Origin of the sequence: Parvibaculum sp. (assembly GCF_049672805.1) — a bacterium.
Classification (GTDB): Bacteria; Pseudomonadota; Alphaproteobacteria; order Parvibaculales; family Parvibaculaceae; genus Parvibaculum.
In genome coordinates this window covers 1-1,726 of sequence record NZ_JBATWS010000089.1, presented here as the reverse complement: position 1 = coordinate 1,726, position 1,726 = coordinate 1, and the positions used below count along the sequence as shown (strand labels likewise).

Here is a 1,726-nt window from a genome sequence, read left to right as displayed (position 1 = left end):
GGCGAGATAGGGAAGCCGCAATCCCGAATGGAGGAAGGCACCCGCAGAGGCGAGCAGCAGGGCGAGCCAGACATAAAAATATTGCTCCTCACCCGTCGCACTCAGGATCAGCGATTTGGAGACGAAGCCCGAGAAGAACGGGAAGGCCGCAATCGAGGCACCACCCACGAGGCAGAAGAGTGTGGTGAGCGGCATGGTGCGGTATAGCCCGCCAAGCGCTGTCGCCCGTGCCGTACCGGTGCGGTAAAGCACGGCACTGACGCACATGAAAAGAAGCCCCTGATAGAAGATCGAAGCGACCGCATGGGCGGCCGCACCGCTGATGGCGAGGGGCGTGCCTATACCCGCACCGACCACCATGAAGCCAAGCTGGCTGTTCAGCGAATAGGTGAGCAGGCGGCGAAGGTCGTTTTCGAGCAGCGCAAAGAGGATCGGAAACAGCGCCATTACGACACCGACATAGATGAGCAGTTCCGTTCCCGGAAAGCCGCGAAGCAGCGCATAGACGGCAAGTTTGGTCGTGAAGACGGAGAGGATGACCGTGCCGGTGACTGTTGCCGAGGGATAGGCGTCATGCATCCAGTTGTGGAGCAGCGGGAAGGCGCATTTGATGCCGATGGCGGTGAGCATGATCCATGTAGCCGGGCTGCCAAGCTCCATCGCGGTGAAGGCGATACTGCCTGTCTCGCGGTAGTGCAGCACGATGCCAGCAAGCAGGATGACGCCGGAGCCGACCTGTACGATCAGATAGCGCATGCCGCTTGCAAAGGAGCCTTCCGTGCGCCGCGCCCAGATGAGAAAGACGGAAGCAATCGCCGTGCCTTCCCAGAAGACGAAGAGGGTGATGATGTCTGTCGCGAATACCGCGCCGATGGCCGCGCCTGCATAAAGAAGTGCTGCGACCTGCTGGATCGTGTCCTGCACGCGCCAGGCATATAGCGCGATGATGAAGGCGGCGAACGAGAAGGCGAGGCCGAAAAGCGTGGATAGTGCATCTATCCGCATCAGGCCGATCTGCATGCCCATCACGTTGAAGGCATTGTACTGGCCAGGCATCAAGCCCCAGAAAATGGCAATGCCCGCAAGCGGTGCGGCAGCCATGAAGATGTTGCGCAGCCAGCCTTGCGGCAGGAAGGGGATGAGGAATGCCGCAGTGATATAAGGAAGGGCGGGTGTCAGAAATTCAGGCATCGGCCTTCTCCCGACCGAGATCACTTTCCGGGTGCTCTTCCGATGCGGTGGCATGCGGCGCGTAATAATCCTCGTTCCGCCGCAGGAACGGGGCGACGAGGCGCGCCACGATCACAAGGGCGACAGAGCCAAGCAGGCCGAACCAGCCATAGAAAATCCGCCCGTCTTCCAGCGCGAAGGCACCATGTTTATGCAGCGTGAAGTCCAGCGCCGTCAGCGCGGCGCAGCACAGGATGAGGAACCAGGTTGCCCAGCGGCCAGCGCGCTTTGAGGTGAGGCCGGTCATGGCAGGCTCTCCGGCAGAATGGGGATGCTCAACAGATATTCGTAGAAGCCGCCCACGATGAAGAAAAGCGCGATGCAGCCAAGCGCCGCAAAACAGATGGGCAGCAGGCAGAAGAGCGGTGCTTCCTTGCGGATTGCGTCTTCGTCACCCTGTTTTGATGGTGCGAAGAAAGCGCGGGCCGGGATCGGCAGCAAATAGGCGACATTCAGCAGCGAACTCAGCATAAGCACGCCGATGATGATGAGGTGG

The 1,726-nt window shown here is 60.4% G+C and carries 2 protein-coding genes and 1 pseudogene; all 3 read right to left on the bottom strand.

The genetic code is table 11. The annotated features are described in order from the left end of the window. On the bottom strand, positions 1-1,191 hold a 1,191-nt coding region (locus WBF74_RS02860), incomplete at its 3' end, for a proton-conducting transporter membrane subunit (protein ID WP_424434881.1). Further along, positions 1,184-1,477, bottom strand: coding sequence for a hypothetical protein (locus WBF74_RS02855; RefSeq protein ID WP_424434878.1), 294 nt, complete (start codon positions 1,475-1,477; stop codon positions 1,184-1,186). The genes WBF74_RS02860 and WBF74_RS02855, both read right to left, overlap by 8 nt. Then, positions 1,474-1,726: pseudogene (locus tag WBF74_RS02850) on the bottom strand (monovalent cation/H+ antiporter subunit D family protein); the annotation flags it as partial. The pseudogene WBF74_RS02850 and the gene WBF74_RS02855, both read right to left, overlap by 4 nt.